The 20,850-nt window shown below is 38.6% G+C and carries 16 protein-coding genes, 2 tRNA genes and 1 rRNA gene; 10 read left to right on the forward strand and 9 right to left on the reverse strand.

Annotated features, from left to right (window positions below):
* Positions 1–23 precede the first annotated feature (23 nt).
* Entirely contained in the window at positions 24–1,103 is a 1,080-nt protein-coding gene (locus tag C8N28_RS09530) for an ABC transporter ATP-binding protein (protein ID WP_132224230.1), read from the forward strand.
* Here the strand turns inward: C8N28_RS09530 and C8N28_RS09535 are convergent, their stop codons facing one another.
* Positions 1,104–1,577: a ribonuclease H-like YkuK family protein gene (locus C8N28_RS09535; protein ID WP_132224232.1), complete on the reverse strand. Its 474-nt coding sequence runs from the start codon at positions 1,575–1,577 to the stop codon at positions 1,104–1,106.
* 86 nt (positions 1,578–1,663) lie between these two features.
* Complete coding sequence (locus C8N28_RS09540) at positions 1,664–2,782, reverse strand: Gfo/Idh/MocA family protein (RefSeq protein ID WP_132224234.1); 1,119 nt, start codon at positions 2,780–2,782, stop codon at positions 1,664–1,666.
* A gap of 282 nt (positions 2,783–3,064) precedes the next feature.
* On the opposite strand from C8N28_RS09540, the gene C8N28_RS09545 reads away from it, so the two are divergent.
* Both C8N28_RS09545 and C8N28_RS09550 read left to right on the forward strand, forming a co-directional pair.
* Positions 3,065–3,874: a hypothetical protein gene (locus C8N28_RS09545; protein ID WP_132224236.1), complete on the forward strand. Its 810-nt coding sequence runs from the start codon at positions 3,065–3,067 to the stop codon at positions 3,872–3,874.
* A 135-nt stretch (positions 3,875–4,009) separates the two neighbouring features.
* Positions 4,010–4,630 carry an ABC transporter substrate-binding protein gene (locus C8N28_RS09550; protein WP_132224238.1) on the forward strand — a complete coding sequence of 207 codons (621 nt, stop codon included), beginning with the start codon at positions 4,010–4,012 and terminating at the stop codon, positions 4,628–4,630.
* A 68-nt stretch (positions 4,631–4,698) separates the two neighbouring features.
* Here C8N28_RS09550 and ettA read toward each other — a convergent pair whose 3' ends face one another.
* The gene (ettA, locus tag C8N28_RS09555) at positions 4,699–6,378 is read right to left on the reverse strand and encodes an energy-dependent translational throttle protein EttA (RefSeq protein ID WP_132224240.1); all 1,680 of its coding nucleotides are present in this window, start codon (positions 6,376–6,378) and stop codon (positions 4,699–4,701) included.
* Between the two features lie 189 nt (positions 6,379–6,567).
* Between ettA and C8N28_RS09560 the strand changes: the two genes are divergently transcribed.
* The 3 genes from C8N28_RS09560 (at position 6,568) to C8N28_RS09570 (ending at position 11,299) form a co-directional block, all read left to right on the forward strand.
* Positions 6,568–9,135, forward strand: a complete 2,568-nt coding sequence (locus C8N28_RS09560; RefSeq protein WP_132224242.1) for an ATP-dependent Clp protease ATP-binding subunit — start codon at positions 6,568–6,570, stop codon at positions 9,133–9,135.
* 139 nt (positions 9,136–9,274) lie between these two features.
* Positions 9,275–9,745, forward strand: coding sequence for a hypothetical protein (locus C8N28_RS09565; protein ID WP_132224244.1), 471 nt, complete (start codon positions 9,275–9,277; stop codon positions 9,743–9,745).
* Between the two features lie 153 nt (positions 9,746–9,898).
* The gene (locus C8N28_RS09570) at positions 9,899–11,299 is read left to right on the forward strand and encodes an MBL fold metallo-hydrolase RNA specificity domain-containing protein (RefSeq protein WP_132224246.1); all 1,401 of its coding nucleotides are present in this window, start codon (positions 9,899–9,901) and stop codon (positions 11,297–11,299) included.
* A gap of 98 nt (positions 11,300–11,397) precedes the next feature.
* Here the strand turns inward: C8N28_RS09570 and C8N28_RS09575 are convergent, their stop codons facing one another.
* The 6 genes from C8N28_RS09575 to C8N28_RS09600 all read right to left on the reverse strand — a co-directional run bounded on the left by C8N28_RS09575 (position 11,398) and on the right by C8N28_RS09600 (position 17,899).
* On the reverse strand, positions 11,398–12,213 hold the full coding sequence (locus C8N28_RS09575; RefSeq protein WP_132224248.1) for an enoyl-ACP reductase FabI: 816 nt from the start codon (positions 12,211–12,213) through the stop codon (positions 11,398–11,400).
* A 105-nt stretch (positions 12,214–12,318) separates the two neighbouring features.
* Complete coding sequence (gene recN, locus C8N28_RS09580) at positions 12,319–13,989, reverse strand: DNA repair protein RecN (RefSeq protein ID WP_132224250.1); 1,671 nt, start codon at positions 13,987–13,989, stop codon at positions 12,319–12,321.
* Positions 13,990–14,082: 93 nt separating this feature from the next.
* Positions 14,083–15,291, reverse strand: coding sequence for a bifunctional phosphopantothenoylcysteine decarboxylase/phosphopantothenate--cysteine ligase CoaBC (gene coaBC, locus C8N28_RS09585; RefSeq protein ID WP_132224252.1), 1,209 nt, complete (start codon positions 15,289–15,291; stop codon positions 14,083–14,085).
* 11 nt (positions 15,292–15,302) lie between these two features.
* Positions 15,303–15,641 carry a DNA-directed RNA polymerase subunit omega gene (locus C8N28_RS09590; RefSeq protein ID WP_132224254.1) on the reverse strand — a complete coding sequence of 113 codons (339 nt, stop codon included), beginning with the start codon at positions 15,639–15,641 and terminating at the stop codon, positions 15,303–15,305.
* 36 nt (positions 15,642–15,677) lie between these two features.
* Positions 15,678–16,598 (reverse strand): outer membrane protein assembly factor BamD, encoded by a 921-nt coding sequence (locus C8N28_RS09595; RefSeq protein ID WP_132224255.1) that lies wholly within the window; start codon positions 16,596–16,598, stop codon positions 15,678–15,680.
* A gap of 257 nt (positions 16,599–16,855) precedes the next feature.
* Positions 16,856–17,899: a hypothetical protein gene (locus C8N28_RS09600; RefSeq protein ID WP_132224257.1), complete on the reverse strand. Its 1,044-nt coding sequence runs from the start codon at positions 17,897–17,899 to the stop codon at positions 16,856–16,858.
* A gap of 289 nt (positions 17,900–18,188) precedes the next feature.
* Between C8N28_RS09600 and C8N28_RS13800 the strand changes: the two genes are divergently transcribed.
* The 4 genes from C8N28_RS13800 to C8N28_RS09615 all read left to right on the forward strand — a co-directional run bounded on the left by C8N28_RS13800 (position 18,189) and on the right by C8N28_RS09615 (position 20,830).
* Complete coding sequence (locus tag C8N28_RS13800; RefSeq protein WP_165870318.1) at positions 18,189–18,350, forward strand: hypothetical protein; 162 nt, start codon at positions 18,189–18,191, stop codon at positions 18,348–18,350.
* A 685-nt stretch (positions 18,351–19,035) separates the two neighbouring features.
* Positions 19,036–20,557, forward strand: a 16S ribosomal RNA gene (locus C8N28_RS09605).
* Between the two features lie 117 nt (positions 20,558–20,674).
* Positions 20,675–20,748 (forward strand) — tRNA-Ile (locus tag C8N28_RS09610).
* Between the two features lie 8 nt (positions 20,749–20,756).
* Positions 20,757–20,830, forward strand: a tRNA-Ala gene (locus C8N28_RS09615).
* The last annotated feature ends 20 nt before the right edge of the window (positions 20,831–20,850 follow it).

A 20,850-nucleotide genomic window follows, 5' to 3' on the forward strand; every position in this document is an offset into this window, starting at 1 on the left:
CGTGGGGAATTTATTTTAATAAAATGTCGAATTCCTCAAAAGATAATTCCTGTGAATTTGTGCCTGGCGATGTTTACGTGGCTGATTCTTCTTTGTTGGTAATAAATGATTTATCAAGAAAGTATTCTGATAAACCTGATTCGGGAGGACTTAAGTCGATCAGTTTCTCTGTAAATAAGAATGAGATTACAGCTATTATAGGTAAAAGCGGCAGTGGAAAGAGCACTTTGCTTCGTTTGATTTATGGTTTGCTGGAGCCTGATGCAGGTGAAGTTCGTTTTGAAGGATGGAAAGTTATTGGGCCAACTGATAAATTAATTCCGGGACACCCGGCTATGCGCATGGTTTCTCAGCATTTTGATGATCTGAATACCTATGCGAATGTATATGACAATGTTGCTTCGCAACTTAGTAATGAGGACCTTGATCATAAAGAAAAGCAAACACTTCTTACTCTAAAGCGTCTTCGGATCGATCATTTAAAGAATCAGCGAATTAGTGATTTAAGTGGAGGGGAGAAACAACGTGTAGCTATTGCCAGAGCTTTAATTACCCAGCCTAAGTTGCTTTTGATGGATGAGCCTTTTAATCAAATTGATGCTGCATTTAGAGATGAGTTGCAAAGAGATTTAAAGGAGATTGTAGAAGAAACGGATCTGTCTGTGATTTTAGTTTCGCATGATCCTTCAGAGGTTTTAGGGATGGCAAATCAATTGGTTATTTTAAAAGACGGATCTTTGGTTGCCTTTGGCGAGCCTGTAGCTCTTTATAATAATCCGCCCAGCAAATATGTGGCCCGTATGCTAGCAAAGAGTAATATTTTAACCGCAGAGCAGGTTAGGGACTTAAATATTACAGAAGAAGGGGACAATTTTGCTATTCATCCTGAATGGATCAAGGTGAGAGCCAGCAAAAGAGGCCGCTTTGAAGTGAGGATGGTTTTATTCAGGGGCTTTTATGAAGAATTGATTATTCATAACTCACATCTGTATCTTCGCGTATACCATATGAAGCACGGGCAGTTGAAAAAGGGAGATAGGGTAAACTGTCAGATATTGAAATCGACGCCTATTACCGATAAGGATCCTTCTCTTTTAGCTTGATTACTGTACCATTTTATTGGCACAGGCTGAACTGGCAAACGCTTCTGGTTTTGCTTTGAAAACAAAGCCCATTCCCAGAATATAACCCATGGCTTCATGCAATGCCTGATTTGACTTGAATTTAGGATTGGTATTGATATCAGCATGTACTTCTAGTCCGATATCATATTTATCCAGCATACTGCAAAGGTCATAAGCTATGGAAATGGAACGTTGCACTTCGGATAGCATTCTTCTTTTGATGCTCATCCTCTCTCTGGTACGTTCTTGGTGGATAAACATAAAGGCACCCTTTTTTTCTCGCAGGAAGACAATAACAGTGGCAAAGTCAGTTACTAATCCTTTAACCTGCGAGTCGGTACCGATACATACTTTTAATTTGTTTCCAACCTCATTCTCTCTTAAAATTACATTGTTTACTTCTTCTAAAATATCTTGTTGTAATACCTCGCCATTAAATTTTTTCCAAGTCATGAGTTCTGATTTATAATAGTTTTAGTTTAATATAATATCATTCAAGTTCTTTGTTTCTTTAAATAAAGGCAGTTTAGTTACAAAGCTTATATTTTTAAAGGAACTTTCTGGTTTGTTTTTGTAGCTAAGTAGATTGCATCAATGATCTTTGAATCTTTCAAAGCCTCTTCCCCATCAACAGGAACTACAGGTGATTTTCCATCTAAAATAATACCTGCCATTTCTTCCATTTGTACCGTTTGATGGGTTACGTGTGGTATGTTTAGTTCACCTTTATTAGTACGGCCTTTTATAGGTCCATATCCGGTAGAAGGGTTTAATTCAGCAAATCCTTTTTCTCCGTTTAAGAAAAATCGATCCAGGTAATTCATGTTGTAAGTTGACAGGCATGAGGCTACTGCGCCACTTGGAAACCCTAATTGAAATTGAATGGTTTCATCAACACCTTCTTTAAATTTCACATGATCTGTTTTTGTTTCCTGTGCTGTAACCCAAATTGGTTCTTCTCCGATAAGGTATCTTGCACCGTTGATAGCATAAATTCCGATATCCATCATAGAGCCTCCACCTGCCAGTTGCTTATTTAAACGCCATTGTGTCGGATCGCCTATTCTAAAGCCGCATAATCCTTGAAAGAACATAATTTTACCAAAATCTCCCGCTTTTCTCATGCGAATGATTTCTAAGGTATTTGCTTCAAAATGCATTCTATATCCCACCAATAATTTAACATTTGCTTGTTTACAAGCATCGATCATTTCTTGTGCTTCTTTGGCGTTTATTCCCATTGGTTTTTCACAAATCGCATGTTTCCCTGCTTTGGCAACCCTTATAACTTGATCGTGGTGTAGAGAATTAGGGGTTATAACATATACTGCATCTATATCGGGATTGTCCTTAATAAGATCAAAGTTGTCATAGTTGTAGCAATTTTTTTCTGGAATATTGTACTTCTTTTGCCAGTCACTAACTTTTGAAGGGGTGCCACTTATAACTCCTACTAATTTAGCTCTTTTGCATGATTGCATAGCTTCGGCTACCCGGGTACCGTAGCTGCCTAGGCCCATTATAGCTACCCGAAGTACGGGTCCTTGGTATAAGGAAGTGGATATCCCTTCTAAACCTGTTGATTTATAAGTAGATAATAATGGTAAAGCAAGTGCAGAAACAGTGATATTCTTTAAAAAATTACGACGTGTATTCATAACAGATATTATAATGTTAATAGAGATTGAAAAAGATTTTATTAAATATAGTATTTATATCGTTTACCTGTTTTTATCTCTATTCATTTAAATTCCTTAAAGCGTTATAAATATACCTTTAATTGAGGACTGTTTTTCTTTATTGGCTGTTGTTAAATTGTAAACAAAAGGTTAATTATCAGAAATGTATCAAAATAATTTAGTCGAAATTGTCCTCCTTTAGCGAACAATTCCTAATTTTACGCGTTACCTCTAAATGATAACAGTAAAAAACAATACAAAATGAGAAAGAAATTGAATTTAAGTTTGGTGGCTTTGGCATTGGCTGCAACTAGTTTTACAGCCTGTAATTCTGGATCTCAGAATACTGAAAATAATGCAGATGCTGCTGATACAGTTGCTACACAGGAGATACAAGTTGTTCCTGTTGCAGACTCGAAAGCTTTTCCTGGAGCAAGTTTAGAAATTAGTTCGATTACTTCTGAAAAAGTTGGAACCGACTCTGCTCGTATTACAGTTAAATATGATGTAAAGAACTTTACATTAACTGAGCATACGGATGATATGAATGCAGATCATATGGCGAATTCTAAAGAGGGGCAGCATATCCACTTTATTTTAGATAATACACCGTATACTGCTTTGTATAAGCCAGAAAATACAACCATGGTTAAGTTGGGAACAGAACATTATTTGCTGTCATTCTTATCACGTTCTTACCATGAATCAATTAAAGAAGAAGGAGCTGCAGTTTTAAAACATTTTAGAATTGATGAAAATGGAACTCTTTCTGATCTGCCTCTACCTAAAGACGCATCTTTATTCTATAGCAGACCAAAAGGAGAATATACAGGTGCTGATACAGAACGTGTATTATTGGATTTCTATGTATGGAATACAGATTTGAAAGACGGTAAAAAAGTAAAGGCTACTATTAATGGAACTGATTTCTTGTTAGATAATTGGGGACCATATGAGATTTTGAATGCACCAAAGGGTGAGTTAACAGTGAATTTGTCATTGGTTGATCAAAATGGTAATCCCTTATCGGGTGATAATGTATCGATCAATCGTACAGTAACATTAAAATAATACTTAGAAAACCTGTTTAAAGGTTAATGATATGTAGTGCTAAACGTCTTCAGAATTTCTGAAGACGTTTTTTGTTTTGCGTTATAATTTTAATGCTAGGTGTGAATTTGTACATTTGTTGTCTAATTTTAAGAAATGAGTTTAACACTTTCTCACGTATCAGATATAGTTGCCAGTCTGGATTTATCGCAACCTTTGAGCGAAAAATTAATAGAGGACTACGATTCGATTGCATCCAAAGAAGATTTGTTTCAATGGATACAGCAAATCGGTATTGATGCTGGAAAAATTGAAGCTGCGGCTGATCTGGTTGCTGATTTGGAAGAACGTATTAATTTAGTTCAGCATAAACTTAAGTTTATTGGTGAGGATCAAAAGCCGGCAGTATTGGTTTTAACCGGAGTAGTTCCTGCTGTTATTGAGACAAATGACTATCTGAAAGAGGTTTTAAAGATTGCTGGTTCTAAAATTTACAGTGCAAATGAAGAAGAAGCTTTTAATCCGGATATCCTGCTTATAATTTCTGACCAGATGGAAAGCCTCTTTAGTGAAGTTGGAGTTCTTCTATCTATGGAGGAGTGGCAGAATACCAATGCCGTTAAGAAAAACAGGATGTATTTGATTAATGGCGAAAATAACTTTGGAGGCTATAGCTCAAGAATAGCTGAAGATGTGGAAATATTGGCAGAAATTATTTATCCTCAATATTTGACCTTTGGTGGAAATGGTGAATCCTGGGTTCAATTTGAAGTATAATAAAAAAATGCCAGCTATATAGGATGTCCTAAATAACTGGCATTTTGTCTGTTTAGACGAATTATTTTCTAAACGATGTTCTTGTATTTAATTCTTTTCGGTATAAGGTCACCAAGTCGTTTCTTGCGATTTTCTTCATAATCTGAATAGTTTCCTTCAAAGAAGTAAACTTGCGAGTCTCCTTCGAAAGCCAATATATGAGTACAGATACGATCGAGGAACCAACGGTCGTGAGAAATAACTACGGCACATCCTCCGAAATTTTCCAATCCTTCTTCTAAAGCTCTCAGGGTATTGATGTCAATGTCGTTGGTAGGCTCATCTAATAAGAGCACATTTGAGCTCTTTTTCAATGTTATGGCCAGGTGAACACGGTTGCGTTCTCCTCCTGAAATTACACCTACCTTCTTTTGCTGATCGGCACCGTTGAAGTTAAACTTCGAAACATAGGCTCTTGAATTGATCGTTTTAGTTCCTAATTGGATGTTGTCAAGACCGTCTGTTATGTTTTCCCAGACAGATTTTTCAGCATCCAGATCATTATGCATTTGATCAACGTAACCCAGAACGACTGTTTCTCCAACTCTAAAAGTTCCTGTATCGGGCTGCTCTTGTCCGGTAATTAGTCGGAATAAGGTGGTTTTTCCAGCTCCGTTAGGGCCGATAATTCCAACAATACCAGCAGGTGGTAAAGAGAAACTAAGGTTTTCGAACAAGACTTTATGTCCATAAGCCTTGCTGATATTTTCAGCCTGGATTACAATATTTCCTAAGCGCGGACCTGGAGGGATAAAGAGCTCTAGTTTTTCTTCGCGCTCTTTTGTTTCCTCTGAGGCTAGTTTTTCGTAGTTGTTTAATCTGGCTTTTGATTTAGCATGACGGGCTTTTGGAGCCATACGTGCCCATTCTAATTCACGCTCCAGTGATTTCTGTCTTTTACTTTCAGTTTTTTCTTCTTGTGCTAAACGTTTTGCTTTTTGATCAAGCCATGATGAGTAATTGCCTTTCCATGGAATACCTTCGCCACGATCAAGCTCCAGGATCCAGCCTGCTACATTATCTAAGAAATAGCGGTCATGCGTTACAGCGATAACTGTTCCTTTATATTGTTGTAGATGTTGTTCAAGCCAATCGATTGATTCGGCATCCAGGTGGTTGGTTGGCTCATCCAGTAATAAAACATCGGGCTCTTGCAGTAAAAGCCGGCATAAAGCAACACGGCGACGTTCACCTCCTGAAAGGGTTGCAATTTTTGTATCAGGTTCCGGACAGCGAAGCGCATCCATAGCACGCTCTAGTTTATTATCAAGCTCCCATCCACCCATTGCATCAATCTGATCTTGCAGTTCGCCTTGTCGGATCATTAATTTATCCATGGCGTCAGGGTTTTCATACACTTCCGGCAGTCCAAACTTTTCGTTTGTTTCTTCGTATTCTTTTAATATCGAAATGATCTCTACACAGCCTTCCTCAACAGTTTCGCGAACTGTTTTGTCGGGATCCAGATGTGGTTCTTGTTCTAATAGACCAACTGAAAAGCCTGGAGAGAAGACGACTTCTCCTTGAAAAGATTTATCGATGCCTGCAATGATTTTTAAAAGGGAGGATTTTCCTGATCCGTTAAGTCCGATGACGCCAATCTTGGCACCATAGAAAAACGACAGGTAAATGTTTTTTAAAACTTGTTTCTGTGGTGGATAGATTTTATTTACTCCAGCCATCGAAAAAATGATTTTCTCTTCTGACATATTTTCTGATATTTTGAGTTCAAATATCGTGATATTTAGCAATTTAGTGCCATTTTTTTCCTAAAACTTAGAATTCTGCCAATTAAATGCCATTGTTCTCGCTGTGGCTCAATTCTTGATGAATGATTAAAAGCTGTAATTGTTTAATTGAATAATTAATATATTAGAGCAATTAAAAAAAGGAAACTTATGGATGCGAAATTCTCGCCACGTGTAAAAGACGTAATCTCTTTCAGTAGGGAGGAGGCGTTAAGACTTGGGCACGACTATATAGGCACCGAGCATTTATTATTAGGCCTTATCAGAGAGGGGGATGGAATGGCGATTAAAATACTCGATAGTAATGGAGTAGATACATCACGTTTACGTCGTTCTATTGAGGAGGCTGTAAAAGGAACTTCAGTAACCAGTGCCAATTTAGGCAATATCCCATTAACTAAACAGGCTGAAAAGGTATTGAAGATTACCTATTTAGAAGCAAAAATATTTAAGAGTGAAGTAATTGGTACAGAACACTTATTGCTGTCTATTTTAAGAGACGAAGATAATATCGCCTCTCAGATACTTCAACAATATAATATTAATTACGATGTATTTAAGGCTGAAGTAGAGCAAAATCGTACAGAAATATCTGATCAGGCAAGTTCTGCTGCCGGCGATGAAGATTATAGGGAAGAAGATTACGGACAACCTAAAAAGGTATCAGATATTAAATCGAAGACCCCTGTATTGGATAATTTCGGACGAGATTTAACTCGCGCTGCAGAGGAAGGCAGATTGGATCCTATTGTTGGACGTGAAAAAGAAATAGAACGTGTTTCTCAGATTCTTTCTCGTCGGAAGAAGAATAATCCAATTCTGATTGGAGAGCCAGGTGTGGGTAAGTCTGCTATTGCAGAGGGATTGGCATTACGGATTATTCAACGTAAGGTTTCTCGCGTGCTTTTTAACAAACGCGTTGTTACGTTAGACCTGGCTTCATTAGTTGCTGGAACAAAATACCGTGGACAATTTGAAGAACGTATGAAGGCTGTTATGAATGAACTCGAGAAATCGCCTGATGTGATTTTGTTCATTGATGAAATTCATACAATTGTTGGTGCAGGTGGAGCCTCTGGCTCGTTAGACGCTTCTAACATGTTTAAACCTGCTTTAGCGCGTGGAGAAATTCAATGTATTGGAGCAACGACATTAGATGAGTACCGTCAGTTTATTGAGAAAGATGGTGCATTGGATCGTCGTTTCCAAAAGGTTTTAGTTGAGCCTGCAACACAGGAAGAAACAATAGAGATATTAAATAGGATTAAGGATAAATACGAAGAACACCATGGTGTTACGTATACTCCTGAAGCTATTGAGGCCTGTGTGGCATTGACTACTCGTTATATTACAGATCGTTTTTTACCAGATAAGGCAATTGACGCATTGGATGAATCGGGTTCTCGTGTTCACTTGAACAATATCCATGTTCCGCAGACAATAATCGATATCGAGGAAAAGATCGAAGAGATTAAAATCGAAAAGAACAAAGTAGTTCGCAGTCAGAAATACGAAGAAGCTGCAAAATTACGCGATACTGAAAAACGCCTATTAGAAGAGCTTGAAGCTGAGAAAAATACTTGGGAAGCTGAAACTAAGACTAAACGTTATACAGTATCGGAAGATAATGTAGCAGAAGTTGTATCAATGATGACTGGTATACCTGTACAGCGTGTAGGACAAACTGATAGTCAGAAACTTCTTGGAATGGGTGAAGCCATGAAGAAGAGGATCATCGGACAAGATGAGGCTGTTCAGAAATTGGTTCGTGCTATTCAACGTACTCGTGCAGGATTAAAAGATCCTAAAAAGCCGATCGGTTCTTTCATTTTCTTGGGACCTACAGGAGTTGGTAAAACCGAACTTGCAAAGGAACTTGCCAGGTTTATGTTTGATAGTGAAGATGCTCTTATTCAAATTGACATGAGTGAGTATATGGAGAAATTTGCGATATCACGTTTAGTGGGCGCGCCTCCAGGATATGTTGGTTACGAAGAAGGTGGACAGTTAACTGAAAAGATACGCAGAAAACCTTATTCAGTAGTTTTATTGGATGAGATTGAGAAAGCACACCCTGATGTATTTAATATTTTACTTCAAGTATTGGATGAAGGACAGTTGACCGATAGCTTAGGAAGGAAAGTAGACTTTAGGAATACAATTGTTATCATGACCTCTAATATTGGTGCAAGACAATTGAAAGATTTCGGGCAAGGTGTAGGATTTACTACAAGTGCGAAAAGCGGACAAGCAGACGCGCATTCAAGAAGTGTTATTGAGAATGCATTGAAACGTACGTTTGCTCCTGAATTCTTAAACCGCGTTGACGATGTTATTGTATTTAATTCATTGAGAAAAGAAGAAATCTTTAAGATCATTGATATTGAACTTAGAACATTGTTTGAAAGAATTGAGAGCTTAGGTTATACCATTAAATTGACTGATTCTGCTAAAGATTACATTGCTGAAAAAGGATTTGATTCTAACTTTGGTGCCCGTCCTTTAAAACGAGCTATTCAGAAGTATCTGGAAGATCCGGTAGCTGAAGAAATCTTGAAAGGTGAATTGGCTGACGGCAGCACACTGGAGGTTTCTTACGATAAGGATAAAGATGAGGTTGTTGTGAAAAGCTTGAAAGATGGTAAAGCAAAACCACCGAAACCGACAGATGTAAGTCCGAAGGCGGCTAAGAAAGACGATAAGAAAGAAGAAAAATAATCTTTCTATTAAGATAAAAACAGAAAAAGGCGCGATAAAATAATATTTTATTGCGCCTTTTTCTGTTTTGGCTTATTGTTTGTGTTAAACCTTTATACATTTTGAGAATCTATTTAATAAAATAATAAAACTAATTTATATGAAAAAGCCATTACTATTTTTATGTGCATTGTTAATGATCGGGTTAACAGCATGTGATGACACGAACGACGTTCAACCAACATATGAGAATCCTAATACAGCATTTGTTGTGACATTAGATCCAAGTGGTTGGAAACGTATATCAAATGCAAAAATTGCTTTTGATATACCACTAAAAGATTTAACAGAATACTACTTGCTTCAAGGTGGAGTTGCTGTAGCATTGAGCTTTGACGATGAAGATTCTTATGAGATTCTACCCACAACTTCAGAAGGTTTAGCTTATTCTGTAAACTATGCGATTGGATGGGTAACTATTTACGCTGATGATCCATTAGCTGATGATGGTGTGACGACAACATTCCCTACGGGCGATATCATTGCGAAAATTATATTGTCGACTACAGATTATTTAGATTATCAGGGAATGTTCAATTCTCCGGAAGTAAAGTTTAAACAATTGAAATAAATCATTTTCATTGTATTATAAAAAGTAAAGGCAATATTTTTAAATATTGCCTTTACTTTTTATAATATGTTTAAGAACTATTTCCGTTTTAATTGCAGTTAGAAATGGTTTTTTGTTAAATTGAATTATTAGAGAAAATAAAATTAATATACTATGCAAATAGCTTTTCATGGTGCTGCAAAAACTGTAACCGGTAGCAAACATTTAATTACTTTGAAGAACGGCACTACCATTTTATTAGACTGTGGGATGTTTCAAGGAAGAGGCTCTGACAGCGATATTCTAAATAAACATTTTGGATTTACTCCGTCAGAGGTTGATTATGTTGTGTTATCTCATGCCCACATTGACCATACTGGTTTGTTGCCTTTGTTGGTAAAAGAAGGTTTTCGTGGGAAGATTATTTGTACGCCGGCTACGCGAGATTTATGCAAGATATTATTGCTGGACTCTGCCCATATTCAGGAATCAGATACTCGCTATTTAAATAAGAATTTATTGAAGCAGGGTAAAAAACCTGTCGATCCTTTATATGATACGGAGGATGCTCATTTGGCTCTTTCACTTTTCCGTACAGTTAAATATCATACAGAGTTTGATCTGTGCAAAGGAGTAAAGTTGCTTTATACGGATGCTGGCCATATTATAGGAAGCGCGGCTGTGCACCTCGATATTATGGAAGATGGAAAACTGACTAAGATTTCTTTTTCTGGAGATGTGGGCCGTTATGGTGATCTTATCTTGAAGTCTCCAGAAGAGTTTCGACAGGCTGATTACATCTTATTAGAATCGACCTATGGTGACGAAATTCATGAAAAGATCGTATCTACAGAAGAGATGCTAAACCGGGTTATACAAGAAACATGCGTACAAAGAGGAGGGAAGGTTATTATTCCAGCTTTTAGCGTGGGTAGAACGCAAGAGCTATTATACCATTTGAATAATTTAGGCCTGAGTAATAAGCTGCCTAAAATTCCTGTATATGTAGATAGCCCGCTATCAGAGAAAGCTACCTTAGTTGTGAAATCACATCCCTGGAGTTTTAATGAAAAGGTTCAGGAGGTTATGAAGAGTGATGATGATCCTTTTGATTTTCCGGGCTTGCATTTTGTAGAAGATGCAGAAGAGTCTAAATCATTGAACTTTAGAAAGGAGCCTTGTATTATTATTTCTGCATCAGGAATGGCGGAAGCAGGAAGAGTAAAGCATCATATCAAAAACAATATTGAAGATCCAAAGAATACAATATTACTTGTGGGCTATAGTGAGCCGGGGTCATTAGCCGGAAGGTTAAAGGCTGGTGTAGAAATGGTATCAATTTTCGGTGAGAAATTTTTTGTAAAGGCGAAGGTGGAGAGTGTTCAGTCGATGAGTGCGCATGGAGATCAGAATGATTTGCTTCAGTTTATTTCAAAGCAAAACCCTGCTCAGCTAAAGAAAATATTCTTGGTTCATGGAGATCCTGACACTCAACTTATCTTTAAGAATAAGTTAATGGGACAGGGATACCAGGTAGAAATTCCTGAACGCCATCAATCTTTTGAGTTAAATTAATATTAGCTGCAGATATATAGATTAGTATTAAGTATAAAAGAAAAAGCGGAATCCTGAGGTTATCAAGATTCCGCTTTTTCTTTTATCTTTTTTAAATGTTATTCAGTCATATCGTCAATGATTCTTTGGCTTACTCCTGTAAAAGAGAAACCTCCATCATGGAAAAGGTTTTGCATAGTAACCATCTTGGTCAGATCTGAGAATAAAGAAACGGCGTAGTTAGCACATTCGTCTGCAGTTGCGTTTCCTAGCGGTGACATTTTATCTGCATAATCAACGAAACCATCAAAACCTTTAACGCCCGAACCTGCTGTTGTACGAGTTGGCGACTGGCTGATTGTATTGATTCTAACGTGTTTCTTAACACCGTATTGGTATCCGAAATTACGGGCAATGCTTTCTAACAAAGCTTTGGCATCCGCCATATCGTTGTAATCCGGGAATACGCGTTGACCGGCAATGTAGCTAAGTGCAACAACAGAACCCCACTCGTTGATAGCATCTTTCTTCATAGCAGTTTGCAAGATACGATGAAGACTGATTGCAGAGATATCAAATCCCTTATGCATATAATCGTAATTGTTTTCGGTATAATGAATTCCTTTACGAACGTTAATACTCATCCCGATTGAATGAAGGATAAAGTCAACGCCTCCACCAAAATGCTCAATAGCTTTATCGAATAAATTGTCAATATCTGCCTGACTTGTTACATCTGCAGGGATAACCGGTGCATTATTGCATTCTTTTGAAAGTTGATCAATTGTTCCCATTCTTAAAGCAACCGGTGCATTAGTTAAAATGATCTCAGCTCCTTCTTCTACGCATTTTAATGCGGTTTTCCATGCAATAGAACGGTCATCTAGCGCACCGAAAATGATTCCTTTTTTTCCTTTTAATAAGTTGTATGCCATAATGGATTGTTTTATTTTCGATTTTGTACCAAAGGTTGTAAAAAGTTGCTGATCTGCCAAATTACATGAACCTTTTGTCTGTTTATTAACGGTATTTATTCTGTATTAGTTTTTATTTAAGGTAAGTAGTTCTTTCGCATGCAAGAAAGCTGTTTCGCTGATATCTTTACCGCCCAGCATTTGTGCGATCTCCTGAATACGTTCTTCTGGATTTAACAATTGAATATTGGTTTGGGTATGATTTGTTTTTTCTTCTTTAAAAACTTTGAAATGAGAAGAGCCTTGCGAGGCGATCTGAGGTAAATGCGTAATGGCAATTACTTGCAGGTTCTCTGTGAGTTTCTTCATCAGGTCACCAACTTTAATAGCAACCTCGCCTGAAATCCCGGTGTCGATCTCATCAAAGATAATGGTTGGTAACGCAGATGTTTTAGCAACTAGTGATTTGATAGCCAGCATTAACCGCGATAGCTCTCCGCCAGATGCAACCTTACTTACTGATTGTGGTTCCTGGCCCAGGTTCGCAGTAAAGAGAAACTCTACTTCATCTTTTCCACTGCTGCGGAGTTCTTCTGCCGGAAGCGCATTAAGCTTTATTTTGAAAATACTTTGCGGCATTTCAACCTTCGTTAATGAAGAAACGATTTCCTTTTCTATTAAAGGAATGGCCTCTTGCCGGCGTTGTGAAAGCTCATCGGCCAAGGCCAAAGCCTGTTGATTCAGCAACTCTTTTTTTGCTTTTAGCTTTAATATATTATCCTCATTGACTGATACGGCGTTGATCTTTTCATCAAGCTCATCTCTTAACTTAATTAAATCTTCAACAGTATTAACCTGATGCTTTTGTTGAAGTTTATAAATTAAACTCAGACGATCCTGAACAATAAGCATACGCTCACCATCCACAAATGTATCGTTGTCTAATTGATAGATTTCTTCATTAATATCTTTCAACTCAATGATACTGCTATTTAAACGAGCAGATAACTCATGAATGCTGGGTAGAAACCTTTCACATTGTTGCAATTGAGATAGGCCTTCTTTTAGAAGCTGTAATGCAGACTGTTCTTGTGCATCCAGTGCAAAACTTGCCTGTTGTAAGCTTCGCTTTATCTCTTCTGCATGGCTAAGCTTGTTTACTTCTTCTTCTAATAGTTTTTGTTCATCAGGTTCCAGGTTTGCTTCTAGAAGTTCATCAAATAAGAATTGATGATAGTCTGTTTCTGATTTAAGCTGTGCTGATTCTTTTACAAGTCTGTTATAAGATTCTTTCGCCTTATTGAAGCTTGTAAATGTTTTATGGAAGCGGGCTAGCAGGTCGCTATTCTCCGCAACGCCATCAATGGTTAATAACTGAAAAGACTCTTTATTGATTTCCAGCGTTGCATGTTGAGAATGTATAGCAATTAAGAGTTCGCTTATTGATTTTAATAAACTAAGTTTGACAGGTGTGTCATTAATGAAAGCTCTTGATTTGCCATCGCTGAATATCTCTCGTCTTAAGATCGTTTGAGGTTCATAATCCAAATCGTTTTCTTCAAAGAACGGCTTGATCTGATAGTTATCGATATTGAAATAACCTTCAATTACACATTTCTTATCTTGATTATAAAAGTATTTGCTTTCTGAACGCTGTCCTAAGATAAGCGATAGCGCACCTAAAATGATCGACTTTCCTGCACCGGTTTCTCCTGTTATGATATTTAATCCCGTGGCAAACTGGATATCGATCTCATCAATTAATGCATAATTTTTTATAGACAAACGTGCAAGCATGTAGAAATAGGTTTCAGATCAAAAGATTAGATTAATCGCTTCGGTCAAAGATACATAAAGAAGCTTAAATTGTGGATAGAGTGAAAGGTGGTATTATTGCTTTTTTGAGAGCAGAGAAAGAACTTCCTGAGCGATATCTTTTGCAACTTCAACTTTCGATTTCAAATCGAAAGTTTGCTTATTCCCTGACGAATCAATAGTCGTTATTTTATTTTGATCGCCAGCAAAGCCTGCTCCTTCATCTTTAAGAGAGTTGAGTATAATCAGATCCAGGTTCTTTCTCTTAAGTTTTGCTTCTGCATTTGCAAGCTCATTGGTGGTTTCTAATGCAAAACCAACAATGATTTGATTCTCTCTTTTCTTAGCACCCAGTGTTTTTAAGATATCGGTTGTTTTTTCTAAATCAAGGATTAAAGAGTCTTCATCCTTCTTTATTTTATCTGCAGCAACTTCTTTTGGGCGGTAATCGGCCACTGCAGCACTCATGATAAGTATATCTGCTTCTTCAAAGTTTTCTGAACAAGCTTGAAGCATTTCTGCTGCAGAAGTAATGTTTATTCTGCTAACGCAGTTAGGGGTAGATAAAGAAGTCGGCCCACTAATCAATGTAACTTTTGCGCCAAGCTTTTGAAATACTTCAGCAAGTGCAAAACCCATTTTACCACTGGAGTGATTTCCTATAAAGCGAACCGGATCAATAGCTTCATAAGTTGGGCCGGCTGTTATAAGCACCTTTTTGCCACTTAATGGAGCGTTGGTTTCTAAAAGTGTATTGCTTAAGTATTGAACAATCTCTTCGGGTTCAGCCATTCTGCCTTCTCCTTCAAGTCCACTGGCTAACTCGCCATTAGCAGGTGCAATTAACTTGTTGCCATAAGACAAAAGTTGCTTAACATTGGTTTGAGTGGAAGGGTGTGCCCACATATCTAAATCCATGGCTGGTGCAAAATAAACCGGGCAGCGTGCAGATAAATATACAGCTGTTAACAGGTTATCGCAAAGGCCGTTCGAGATTTTAGCCAGGCTATTGGCACTAATCGGAGCAATAATGAGTGCATCGGCCCACAGGCCTAACTCAACATGATTGGTCCACACACCACTTTTTGAGTCAAAAGAATCCACCAAAACGGGATTCTTTGAAAGCACAGAAAGTGTTAAAGGGGTAATAAAGTTTACAGCATCCGGAGTCATTATTATTTGCACATTAGCTTGTGCTTTCACTAATAACCTAACCAGTAATGCTGATTTATAAGCTGCTATGCTTCCACACACGCCTAAGACAATATTTTGGCCTTTAAGCATAGCGTTAAGATTTACTCTTGTTCAGGAGTTGGAATTCTGTAGTAAACCTTGTCGTTTAGAAATTCGTCAATAGCTAGTAGAGTAGGCTTTGGCATACGCTCGTAGTGTTTTGAAATCTCAATTTGCTCACGGTTTTCAAATACTTCTTCCAGGTTATCATTTACAGTCGCAAAATCAGCAAGTTTAGAATGCAATTCTTCTTTTACATCCGAAGCTATCTGATTAGCACGTTTACTGATTACTACAATTGATTCGTAAATGTTATCTGTATTTACATCTAACGTACGTAAATCGCGTGTAACAGTAGTAGTAGGTGTTGGAACTATTGCTTTTTCTTGATTGTTTTCCATGGTTTTATTTTTTATCCTTGCGGCTTTTTGGGTATTTTATCCTTGCGGACTTACTGGTGTTTCTTTTAAAGTCTGTTCTTCTTCACGTTTCTTTATTCTTTCTTCAGCTTCTTTCTGAAGAACAGCTAAAGCAGATAATGTTTCTTTAACAGCAACTATCCTTTTTTCAGAGTCACTTTTAAATTCGTTGGCGTCTTTTATATATTTACTATCCGGATAGTCTGAAACAAAATCTTCTGAGAACTCAATAGCTGTTCTAAAACGTTCTTCCTTTCTACGGTCAGAGCTATTTAATGCATATTTGTATTGTGCTTCTATCTTGTAATACTCAAGAAGTTCAGCATACTTAGTATCTGGATAATCACGTAATGAGTTTTCAAATGCAATTACAGCAGCTAAATAATCTCCGATATCCAAATATAATTTAGCGTTCTCGTAAGATTTACGCTCTAATTTATCACGAAGAGTAGTGATTAATCCTGATGCTTCTTCAGCACGTTCGCTTTCAGGATAGATATTTATAAACAGTTGCAGCGCTTCAATAGCCTTTAACGTATTATCCTGATCCAATGAATAAACAGGAGATTCAAGGTAATAGCAATAGGCTCCCATGTAACGGCATTCTTCTGCTTTAGGGCTACCAGGATAAGTATCTGTAAAAGATTTAAAATTATAACGAGCGGTCGTATAATCTCCTAACTTATAATTGGTAAAAGCAAAATAATAATTTAAATCTTCTGCTTCTGGACGGCCTCTGTACAGTTTTACGAGATCATCAAACAAAACAAGAGCTTTGGTATATTTACCATTATTATAAAGTCTGATCGCTTCCTGGTATTTTCTGCCTGTATCATTACTTGCTCGTAGTTTCTCGAATTTGCTTTTGCATCCCGAGAATCCAACAGCAACAAGCAGCAATATTGCAAGCGTTTGTATTATACGTTTGTTTTTAAACATTTTGCAAAGATAGTTGAATTAAAAATATGTAGCAATTATATTTTTTTGATACCAAGATATTAGGTAAAACTTAAACTAAAGAAAGAATACCTGCCTTTTAACAAAGTTTAACAATTAACTGCACGGCTATAATATAGCACTGTATTTATTCTTCAGTCAAAAGCTTAACGGTTTTAGCTTTTATTGCGAAAAGCTGCTCTGTTAATATTGCGAAAAAACTGCTCTGTTAAAAAACAAAGATAGCTTATTGAAAGGGCTCACAGCTTAATTTGTCGGATTACATTTTTAACGTTCAATTCAACTAAGTCTGTCATCGACTTACATTTATAATAGTTTTTATCTTTAAAATGCTCAGCCAGATTTTGCCTTAATTCAGCCATTTTCTCTGGAGTTGATATTTGGTCATTTGCAGAAGCATCTCTTAATGCAGCAATTCGGTGGCGTTCACTTCGTGCGCGATGTACGATTGACGATCTTTCTTCTTGCTGATACTGAAGTACGGATTGCTCTGTTAAGTTGTCGATTCCTAACCTTACATAAGGATAATTATCTTTGAAGTATTGTGGTAGGTATATCTTTATATTGCCTTCATAGAATTGCTGATCGAAATCAATAGACCGTATCCTGAATTGAAAATCATCAAAGTCAGGCGTAATCTGCATAACAAAGTTATATGAACGCATATCTCCTAATAAGGTTATTAGGCATCGCTCATTGAATTTAACAAACTCTTTTGCAATGCGAATAGGATTGTAATCTGATTTGTCAAAATGCCAGTTTGCAAAAACATCGCCAGGTATACCTGCAGTATGTTCTTCTATTAAGGTCTTTCTATCTACTATATAGTTAACTTGGTTTGGCGATAAGATATGTTCAAGCTCTAACCCGTATATTCGTGATGCATCGGTTTGTTTAACATAAAAATAATCGTACACATCGTTTAACCTATTTACTATACGAATGCGGAATGGATGTGTATTCCCGAAAGTGCAATAGTCAATCCGATCAATGTATTTATGCTCAACGATCCGAATATTTCCAGAAGCCTTTAAAATTGCATATATTATTTTCAGTCCAGAATGGATTCGTTCAATTTCAGAAGAAGGATAAAGTGGAGTTTCCCATAAAGTATCTTTCCCGGTTTTATCTAATACAGGAACTGTTTCATCGAAGCTCAGTAAGTCATGATAGGTTAACGGTAGTTTTTCGTCACGCTGATAAACATGCAAATACTTTTGCAAAGATGGAATTACAGGATAAATTGGCTTCTTCCTTGATATTTCAATATCTTTTGTTCCCATGGTTGTATTATACAATAGTATTGTAAAAGTACAAAAATTGTTTTAGGTGTTTTTTTAGAAGGTTATGTTCTTGTCTGGAAGTAGTTTCTAGAAGTAGTTATCATCTGGAAGTAGTTATTGTCTAGAAGTACTTGTTGCAAGGATTCGTTCTTGCAAGGATGGGTTCTTTTAGAAGAGGTTTTGTAAAGGGCAGGGCATTGTCTTGGTATTGTTGTTTGCGTTGTTTATGCGTTATGTATGGGTTGTGTCTGCGTTTTTTGGCATGCTCGGGCGCAGATACTGCCCGTGGATGGTGGAAGGGGGATGCGTGCTTGCTGGAGGATTCAGCCCGGAAGGGGCTGCTTGTTCAGCAGAACCACTTGCTTCCGGAGGCCTTTGTCTGCATCGCATTCAGCTTCGATCAAAAAGAATCTGTTTGTCTTCCAGGACATTGGGTGTTTGGGAGGAATAAAGGTACAAAAAGATTTGGATGGGAGTGAATAGTGCGTATCTTTGCACTCCGCAACCAGAAAGGAAGCGGGTTGTTCATTGAGAATTTGGTTGAAGGATAGAGGTAGCGAAGGGTTTATAAAGCAGGGAAAAAGGGGATTAAAAAAGAATTTCATTTTTATTTTGCGGGAACCAAAAAGCTTGTTACCTTTGCAGCCCGCCAGCGAAGGAAGCCGGTGGGAGGGAGCAGAAAAAGAAGGGGAAATAAAGCTTGCGAGAGCGGCAAAAAAACCCGAACTTTGATACCCCGAAAGTGAGTGAAAGAAAGGGCAAAAAAATAAAAATTATTTATTTTGCATAATCCAAAACTTCTCTTACCTTTGCAATCCCGAAACGAAGGGGTCACCCGAGGCGCGATGCCGAGGTGAAAATGAAAACAGAAAAGATTGAAACAGGGGCCCAACTGAACAGGGAGGGACAAACCTGAAGAGATATAATAAGAGCCGAACCGCGAGGCAAGGCAAGCAAGTTCTTTTAAAGAAGATTAACATGTAGCGTAACGAGTAGTTTGAAAGACAACGAAAGTTAGAAGTCCGATCGAATCAGATCGGCAAAATTCAAACCAAGTCAAAACCGGTTGATAGATATAATTAACAGTACCGATTCTATTAACAATTTGAGTAATAGGGTCAGGTCAAACAACATTTACAATGGAGAGTTTGATCCTGGCTCAGGATGAACGCTAGCGGCAGGCCTAATACATGCAAGTCGAACGAGATTGAGGAGCTTGCTCCTCATGAGAGTGGCGTACGGGTGCGTAACGCGTGAGCAACCTACCTTTGTCAGGGGGATAGCCCGAAGAAATTCGGATTAATACCGCATAACATCATTGAGCAGCATTGCTTAATGATCAAACATTTATGGGACAAGGATGGGCTCGCGTGACATTAGCTAGTTGGAGTGGTAACGGCACACCAAGGCGACGATGTCTAGGGGATCTGAGAGGATGACCCCCCACACTGGGACTGAGACACGGCCCAGACTCCTACGGGAGGCAGCAGTAAGGAATATTGGTCAATGGAGGCAACTCTGAACCAGCCATGCCGCGTGCAGGAAGAATGCCCTCTGGGTTGTAAACTGCTTTTACCAGGGAATAAACCCTTCTACGTGTAGAAGGCTGAATGTACCTGAGGAATAAGGATCGGCTAACTCCGTGCCAGCAGCCGCGGTAATACGGAGGATCCAAGCGTTATCCGGATTTATTGGGTTTAAAGGGTGCGTAGGCGGCTTGTTAAGTCAGGGGTGAAAGACGATGGCTCAACCATCGCAGTGCCTTTGATACTGACGAGCTTGAATGTACTTGAGGTAGGCGGAATGTGACAAGTAGCGGTGAAATGCATAGATATGTCACAGAACACCGATTGCGAAGGCAGCTTACTAAAGTATGATTGACGCTGAGGCACGAAAGCGTGGGGATCAAACAGGATTAGATACCCTGGTAGTCCACGCCCTAAACGATGAATACTCGATGTTGGCGATATACAGTCAGCGTCCAAGCGAAAGCGTTAAGTATTCCACCTGGGGAGTACGGCCGCAAGGTTGAAACTCAAAGGAATTGACGGGGGCCCGCACAAGCGGAGGAGCATGTGGTTTAATTCGATGATACGCGAGGAACCTTACCCGGGCTTGAAAGTTAGTGAAGTATCCAGAGATGGATACGTCCTTCGGGACACGAAACTAGGTGCTGCATGGCTGTCGTCAGCTCGTGCCGTGAGGTGTTGGGTTAAGTCCCGCAACGAGCGCAACCCCTATGTTTAGTTGCCAGCACATAATGGTGGGGACTCTAAACAGACTGCCCGCGCAAGCGGAGAGGAAGGTGGGGACGACGTCAAGTCATCATGGCCCTTACGTCCGGGGCTACACACGTGCTACAATGGTCGGTACAGAGGGCAGCTACCTAGCAATAGGATGCCAATCTCCAAAAGCCGATCACAGTTCGGATAGAGGTCTGCAACTCGACCTCTTGAAGTTGGATTCGCTAGTAATCGCGTATCAGCAATGACGCGGTGAATACGTTCCCGGGCCTTGTACACACCGCCCGTCAAGCCATGAAAGTTGGGGGTACCTGAAGTATGTAACCGCAAGGAGCGTCCTAAGGTAAAACCGATAATTGGGGCTAAGTCGTAACAAGGTAGCCGTACCGGAAGGTGCGGCTGGAATACCTCCTTTCTAGAGAAGACCGAGTATTTGATACTCGTTACGCCATGTAATTTTCTTATAAAAAAACAGAATGAAGAATAAAGTACCTATCCCTATAGAGGTACCTTAGCAGAAGAGATAATAGCTAGTCCCGTAGCTCAGTTGGTTAGAGCACTACACTGATAATGTAGGGGTCAGCAGTTCAAATCTGCTCGGGACTACAGATCTTGGGGAATTAGCTCAGCTGGCTAGAGCGCCTGCCTTGCACGCAGGAGGTCATCGGTTCGACTCCGATATTCTCCACCTATGGAGGGTGATCCATT

Source organism: Albibacterium bauzanense, from assembly GCF_004339765.1.
GTDB classification, from domain to species: domain Bacteria; phylum Bacteroidota; class Bacteroidia; order Sphingobacteriales; family Sphingobacteriaceae; genus Albibacterium; species Albibacterium bauzanense.

What these genes read in the sequence shown, in the direction of transcription:
- C8N28_RS09530 (WP_132224230.1), top strand. Translation starts at nt 24, where the DNA reads ATGTCGAATTCCTCAAAAGATAATTCCTGTGAATTTGTGCCTGGCGAT.
- C8N28_RS09535 (WP_132224232.1), bottom strand. Translation starts at nt 1,577, where the DNA reads ATGACTTGGAAAAAATTTAATGGCGAGGTATTACAACAAGATATTTTA.
- C8N28_RS09540 (WP_132224234.1), bottom strand. Translation starts at nt 2,782, where the DNA reads ATGAATACACGTCGTAATTTTTTAAAGAATATCACTGTTTCTGCACTT.
- C8N28_RS09545 (WP_132224236.1), top strand. Translation starts at nt 3,065, where the DNA reads ATGAGAAAGAAATTGAATTTAAGTTTGGTGGCTTTGGCATTGGCTGCA.
- C8N28_RS09550 (WP_132224238.1), top strand. Translation starts at nt 4,010, where the DNA reads ATGAGTTTAACACTTTCTCACGTATCAGATATAGTTGCCAGTCTGGAT.
- ettA (WP_132224240.1), bottom strand. Translation starts at nt 6,378, where the DNA reads ATGTCAGAAGAGAAAATCATTTTTTCGATGGCTGGAGTAAATAAAATC.
- C8N28_RS09560 (WP_132224242.1), top strand. Translation starts at nt 6,568, where the DNA reads ATGGATGCGAAATTCTCGCCACGTGTAAAAGACGTAATCTCTTTCAGT.
- C8N28_RS09565 (WP_132224244.1), top strand. Translation starts at nt 9,275, where the DNA reads ATGAAAAAGCCATTACTATTTTTATGTGCATTGTTAATGATCGGGTTA.
- C8N28_RS09570 (WP_132224246.1), top strand. Translation starts at nt 9,899, where the DNA reads ATGCAAATAGCTTTTCATGGTGCTGCAAAAACTGTAACCGGTAGCAAA.
- C8N28_RS09575 (WP_132224248.1), bottom strand. Translation starts at nt 12,213, where the DNA reads ATGGCATACAACTTATTAAAAGGAAAAAAAGGAATCATTTTCGGTGCG.
- recN (WP_132224250.1), bottom strand. Translation starts at nt 13,989, where the DNA reads ATGCTTGCACGTTTGTCTATAAAAAATTATGCATTAATTGATGAGATC.
- coaBC (WP_132224252.1), bottom strand. Translation starts at nt 15,291, where the DNA reads ATGCTTAAAGGCCAAAATATTGTCTTAGGCGTGTGTGGAAGCATAGCA.
- C8N28_RS09590 (WP_132224254.1), bottom strand. Translation starts at nt 15,641, where the DNA reads ATGGAAAACAATCAAGAAAAAGCAATAGTTCCAACACCTACTACTACT.
- C8N28_RS09595 (WP_132224255.1), bottom strand. Translation starts at nt 16,598, where the DNA reads ATGTTTAAAAACAAACGTATAATACAAACGCTTGCAATATTGCTGCTT.
- C8N28_RS09600 (WP_132224257.1), bottom strand. Translation starts at nt 17,899, where the DNA reads ATGGGAACAAAAGATATTGAAATATCAAGGAAGAAGCCAATTTATCCT.
- C8N28_RS13800 (WP_165870318.1), top strand. Translation starts at nt 18,189, where the DNA reads ATGGTGGAAGGGGGATGCGTGCTTGCTGGAGGATTCAGCCCGGAAGGG.